This window comes from Candidatus Bathyarchaeota archaeon (assembly GCA_023131225.1).
Taxonomy (GTDB): Archaea; Thermoproteota; Bathyarchaeia; order Bathyarchaeales; family SOJC01; genus JAGLZW01.
Window position 1 is genome coordinate 1 of record JAGLZW010000012.1, and the last position, 6555, is coordinate 6555.

The 6555-nt window shown below is 45.8% G+C and carries 4 protein-coding genes; 2 read left to right on the top strand and 2 right to left on the bottom strand.

The window, feature by feature from the left end; translation table 11 throughout:
- The coding region (locus tag KAU88_03495; GenBank protein MCK4477578.1) for an ORC1-type DNA replication protein at window positions 1–1145 on the bottom strand (1145 nt) is incomplete at its 3' end.
- Window positions 1146–1397: 252 nt separating this feature from the next.
- Here KAU88_03495 and KAU88_03500 point away from each other — a divergent pair.
- Together KAU88_03500 and KAU88_03505 are read left to right on the top strand one after the other, a co-directional pair.
- Window positions 1398–4427 (top strand): hypothetical protein, encoded by a 3030-nt coding sequence (locus tag KAU88_03500; protein ID MCK4477579.1) that lies wholly within the window; start codon window positions 1398–1400, stop codon window positions 4425–4427.
- A gap of 323 nt (window positions 4428–4750) precedes the next feature.
- On the top strand, window positions 4751–5704 hold the full coding sequence (locus KAU88_03505; protein ID MCK4477580.1) for a hypothetical protein: 954 nt from the start codon (window positions 4751–4753) through the stop codon (window positions 5702–5704).
- Here KAU88_03505 and KAU88_03510 read toward each other — a convergent pair.
- A complete protein-coding gene (locus tag KAU88_03510; GenBank protein ID MCK4477581.1) occupies window positions 5701–6198 on the bottom strand; it encodes a hypothetical protein in 498 nt (165 codons plus the stop codon). The genes KAU88_03505 and KAU88_03510 overlap by 4 nt on opposite strands.
- Window positions 6199–6555 lie beyond the last annotated feature (357 nt).

The following is a 6555-nucleotide window of genomic DNA, read 5'->3' on the forward strand; positions in this document are numbered from 1 at the left end:
TTTTCCAAGTCTGCTGCAGCAATACGTGGTAGCCCTATCAAGGTAGTTTTGCCCCGTTGACCACTAGTAGAAAGTTCTGCCTTGATAACGCCGAAGTTTGAAAGCTCCTGCATATACTTCCAGAGTTGCGTGTGCCCTCGCGGTTTCTCGTCGAACTCTTCGCACGCGATAGTATAAGCTTCTTCTGCTTCACCCATTGAAAGATGAATCCCACCGGTTTGCTGGAAACGCCGTGCAATACCGAGTAGAAGTAGCTTTTTGTGAAAGATTAAAGCCGCAATCTCGTCTCGCCGTATTCCTGCATAGACATTTCCAACGGCTTTTCTGACATATTCAGGTGAAACCTCTTTAATTTCTTCTGTGTCCGCGTATTTCCCAGCTCTCCAAAGAAGTTCTATGCCATAACGTGCATTTCCCCCTTCCTCTTCAGCCAACTCTGCTGCAAGTGTTATGGTTTCCGTAGGAACAGTTCCTTGCTTGAAGGCTAATGTCACGCGGTTGCCTAGAATGTCTTGTAGCTGTGCCTTTGTATAGGCGCCCAGTTCGATTATGTTGCTCTGAAGCGTGCTCCTAGTACTTGCATCTAACTTGTTGAGCCAGCTTAGTTGTCGGAGGATACATAGAAGCGAAAGTCGCCCAAGTGCTTTGACACGGGTTTCTTCTACGCGAGTTATTTTGTAGAGAGGCTCGGAACCCTCGTTCCGTATGAGTGATTCTAATTCGTCCAAGGCGATGATGAGGTAGATGTTTTGATTGTCAAGAATTTGAAGTAAGGTCTGCAGTAATTCTTCAGCAGAGTAGCCTCGTTTTGGAAAAGTTGGATGAAATCTCGTCACTAGTTGTTGCAGTATTAGAAAAAAACTGCCTCTGTTTTGGCGGCAGTTCACGTGGATATAGTGGAGATTGATGTTACGCTGCTGCGCTTCGCGCATTATGCTTCGCCCGAAATACTGAGCCACCACGGTTTTCCCAGTTCCAATTTTGCCAGTTACAATTACACGTTGCGTCATTTTTCCCGGAGTTTCTATAGTGTGGCGGAAGTACTGGTTTAGAAGTTTAAGCTCATAACCGCGGTGTTGAAGTTTCGCTGGTGTATAGTTAATGTCCAGTTTGGTTTCATCTTTGAAAACGCTGGCAGAAAGCAACGAGCCTTACTCCTTTTCTTAATTGTCTATTCACCGAGCTTTTAATGGTTTTTGTCTGTTTAGTAGTATATTTTCGTAGGGATAAAGTGAAAATATAGCTGTGTAAGTCACTTTTTAATGTTTTCTGATAATGCTTTGAAGATTAGGCGTTTTACGCCTTTAGGCTAGAAATTGGAACTATGTTCCATAGGTTTTTTTAAGTAGGTTACATAAATAGTACATACTGAAAATAGAAAGGAGAATATAGAAGATATGCTAAATATCGACGAAAAGAAAGCTTTTACGTTGTTTGCTTTGACTTTGCTTGTTGCATCTTTGTTATTAGTTGGCATTAATTTGCCTACAAGTGCGCTGCCGCAGGATGATCTCATTTACCTTGATGGTCCGTCTCTTACGCCAATCCACATGGATGGTCCGTCTCTTACGCCAGTTCACATGCACTCGTTGATGGGCATAATCAACCCATTTGATCCATGGGGAACTCCATGGCATGAAATCTATCCTGACTATTGTGAGAGTTGGACTTTCACAAGTTGGGAAGACAACGGGAATGGATATCTTGATCCTTCAGATCAAATCGACATGACTAACGATGTGACTCAGGAGGTACGTTGGTATCATGTAGACAGAGTGACATTGACATTAGGCTTGTACAGTGAAGATTTCCAAGAATTTCTGTATGTTGAGTACAAGAACCCGCCCATTAATCCACCCTATGATCCATTAGATCCATATATATACACGCCTATCTGCACTTTCTGGCACGAAGTGTGGCCCGTTTACCACGGGGTAACAGGGCATCCATATCATATTATTGATTGGATAGATAACGGCAATGGTTATCTCGACTACTGCGACTATATCATGTTTGAAGATTGGCTAGGAATATGGTGGCACGTTGAAGAGTCTGCTACTGACCTAATCCTTAACGAAAAAGTTATGGATCCTATTGGCATTGAATGGCATGAGCTTTATCCAAGCTTTTGCAACTACCACATTCTTACTAGCTGGGAAGAACCCATAGAGGATCCCTTCCCTGGCAGGCTTAGTCCCGGCGACCAGATCGACATGTTGAACGAGACAACTCAAGAAACGAAATGGTACTACGTTGACAGAGTAACCTTCACCATGCGCGTATCCAATCTAAGTGACCCAAAACAAGAGATGTACATCGAGTATAAAGGCCCCTTCGAAACAATGTACAACATTAAAACCACTGTGGTGAATTCCACATGGCACGAAGTCTATCCTCTATATAGTCCATCTCTTAACATAACTGACTGGGAAGACAACTGTAACGGAGTACTAGACTATTGCGATAACATTGAGCTGCACGATTTGTACGCAGATTTATACTATGGTTGGTGGCACGTGGAAGAACTGTCAATAGACATGATCCTCAACGAGAAGATCGATGATCCTACTGGCATAATCTGGCATGAGCTTTACCCTGAATGCAGCGTCAATGATTACGACACATTAGAATGGGAAGACAATGGCGACGGATTGCTTAATCCTTGCGATAACATCACACTAGCGCTTTTACCCACTGGCTTGACCGACAAGTATCATGTAGAGAACATGACGCTCACTCTCAACCTCACAGTAGAAGATGTGGTAGGACATATGCCCTTTACGCCAGGAGAACGGATATACATAGAATACCTCTCAGCCATATACTACGGATGGGAATGGATGTACTATCCGAAGACACACCCGCTGTACACCGATTGGGAAGTAGTCTGCCCAACTGATCTGTTTGGCTATCCCCTCACCATCGAGAATTGGTATGACAATTGCAATGGCGTCCTCAGCTACTGTGACATGCTCGAGCTTTTAAGCCCAGACGGAGGTCTTTGGTGCCACGTTGACGAGGTAGCAGTAGACATCACCGTAAAAAAGATAACAGAAGAACCCCCACCGCCGCCACCATGGCACAAGAAAGCCCCATACCCCGACTACGCACCCAGCGGGATGCCAGATTTTGACCAGAAACAAGACGGCTGGTTCCACCCGGACATAGGATGGAGCTGGTGTGGCCCAGTGTCAGTTGCAAACTCAGTGTGGTGGTTAGACTCCGAATTCGAACCAAACACTATACCTCCACCAGCGATCATTGACAACTTCCCACTTGTAACAGCCTACGGACCTTGGGATGACCATGATGTGCGAAACGTTTTTCCACTGGTTAACGACTTAGCGTGGTGGATGGACACAGACGGCATCCGAACCGGCATGTACCACACTGGAACATTTTGGTGGGACATGGAGTGGGGACTCAATCAGTACCTGATATATCAAGGCGTACAAGACCAATTCGAGGTGCACTCAATGGAATTTCCAGACTTCTTCTGGATAGAAGAAGAAATCTACAGATGCCAAGATGTAGTCCTTCTACTTGAATTCTGGGATGAGGCTACTGGAGAACGCTGGATCTACGATCCAGGTGGAGAAGGCGGACACTACGTGACCTGTGCTGGAGTAAACTCTACAACCGTAGAACTGCTCATCAGTGACCCATGGCAGGACGCTGCCGAAGCGGGATGGCCCGGCGACGTACCAGTACCACACGCACCCCACGGAGACCCTGCAATACACAATGATGCCCAGTACGTTTCACATGACGCGTACGCAGCCATGCTCTCGCCTTCCCCCTACGGCTTGACGTGGGAGCTCTTAGGATACTTGCAGAGTCCAGGCTACATGTGGCCACAAACTTGGCATGCATTCATCACAGCTGCGGTAGTGACCTCGCCACTTGCCGAACATGACGTAGCTGTAATCAACGTCACAACCTCCAAAACTGGCTGCCTACCGCTTGAAACAGTTGGCCAAGGAAATAATGTAACTATATACGTGACAGTTGAAAATCAAGGAGGCTTTATGGAGACTTTCAATGTCACTGCTTACGCCAATGCCACCATAATCGGAACATTACCAGTAACGCTGAACCCAGGAAACATCCAAATCCTAACTTACAAGTGGGACACCACAGGCTTTGCTTATGGCAACTACACCATAAGTGCCATAGCAGACACCGTTACAGGCGAAATCGACACAGCTGACAACACAATGGTTGATGGCACGATCTTAGTGACATTGCCTGGCGATATTGATGGAGACAGAGACGTAGACATCTACGACATTGTCCGCATGGCTGGCATTTACGGCGTATCAAAGCCAGATCCACGGTATGACCCTAACTGCGACTTGGACGACGACGGAGACATAGACATCTACGATATAGTAGCAGCAGCTGGAAACTACGGCAAAAGCTGGTAACCCAGCAAAACAACTTCCTTTTTTTTTGTTTGCCTTATTTTGTTATTGAACGCGAAGTCAATAAAATACTGCTTTCTGTACATGGCATCTAAGCGACAACTAGTTCCCCTTTTTGGCTACTTTCGTGAAAAGTATTTGTGGGCTCACGCATTCTTGGGAAACGTCGACTTGACTGTTCCCTCTCAAGATCCCAATCATACTCGGGTCAGGGGGGCCAGAGTCGTCATCGCCCACCAAAACGTCATTAAGCATAGCTTACATAAAAACGTATATCTAAAACAAAGACGCGAAATACGTTGCTTCAGAAAATAAGAGTAGTACCTTTGGCTGCGGAAAGCTTCGGCACAAGATCTATGTGCACTTACGTAGAGACACCTGATATTCGTGTTCTTCTAGACGCTGGCGTGTCACTCTGTCCTTTCCGTTTTAGGTTGCCACCGCATCCCAGCGAATTCAGAGCCATTATAGAAGCCAGAAGAAAAATTGCCAAGTTTGCAGAAAAAGCCGACGTAGTCACGATTAGTCATTATCACTTTGACCATCATACGCCTTCCTTTGAAGACTGGCTATGCAACTGGACTGACAGTGAAACCGGGCGGCAGATTTATGGAGGAAAGCTTGTGTTAGCTAAGAATTACCGTGTTGACATTAATGCAAGTCAACGTCGAAGAGGATGGAATTTCAAAAAAACAAGCGGCAAGCACGCAAAGAAACTAGAATTTGCAGACGGTAAGACCGTTTCCTTCGGAGAAACGAAGCTCAAGTTTTCTCGTCCAGTTTTCCACGGCTCAATCAACACGCCGCTTGGTTGGGTGCTCATGACCACTATTGAACGTGAAGATGAACGGATACTGTTTGCTTCAGACGTACAAGGACCAATGGATAATAATACTCTGCGAATCATTCTAGCTGAGAAGCCACAACTGCTCATTATCGGTGGTCCACCTCTTTACTTGGCTGGCTCTAGGGTTAACGAGCAGCAAATACTGCAAGGCTTGAAAAACTTGGAAGCCCTAGCCAAATCGGTTCCGGTTGTCGTTGTGGAGCATCATCTTCTGCGGGACATAGAGTGGAGGGGTTCTGCGAGGCAAGTTCTTGAATCTGCTTTGGATGCGGGGAATAAGGTGGTTACTGCTGCAGAGTTTCTAGGCGAGGAAAATCGGTTGTTGGAAGCAAACAGAAAACAGTTGTTTGAAAATGACCCGCCTGGCTCCGAGTTTGAAAGATGGTCCAAACTACCAGCGTTTAAGCAGAGAAAGACCAAACCGCCTATCTAAACTGTCCCTAGAAGTTTCGTTAACCATTCTATGTCGACGCTGATTTCTCGCGTGTTTAGGGCGTGCATAGGAATCTTGAGCCCCTTCTTTTCTAGCTCTGTCGCAAGTTCTTCCATTAGAATACCTGTTTCACTTAGGAGGTTATCTACACCGCAGCTTGGGCTGTTTTCGATGCCAACCACAGCGACTAATTTAATGTTATTTTTGGCGAATTCTTCAAGTTGGTTAGCTGTTGATGCAGCGATTTGTCTGCAATGTCTTCTGTAACTAGGTGTGTCGTATTCTTCTCTGGTTTTGCCTAGGCGTTTGGCCCCTGCATATGCCAGTTCTGGACAGGGCATTTGGAGAAAACCAATGCTGTATCTTCTTAAAACGTCTACAACTCCGTCAATTACCGCTGGATAGTGAGCTAAGCCTAAGACACGTGAGTTCTGATTCAAAATGCAGTGGGCAACAACAACAAGTTTTCCGCGGCGTTTATCATTAAATTCCAACGGAAGCCTCTCCTTTTCAGTGATGTGTTACACGCGCGCGTTTATATCTCCACTGTTGGCAGGGTTCAAATCTCTTCTGACCTACATTAGGATTCTTCCAGCCCTTTTGTCTAAGGCATGCATACCAAAAGACGAATTACTAATCATCCTATTCAGATACATAATCTAATGAAATTCTCCGCGAGACGCGCGCATCGTTTTATAGGGCGGATAGTCCACATTGAAAGGAGGATACTCGTTTTGACCAGTGTATACATGCGTGTGCCCTCAAGTGACGGGTGAGAGAGTAGGTGACAAGGGCGAAGAGGAAACGAGGTTACAGACGAGGGTATTCAGTGGCACTGCTTGTGGGTTTTG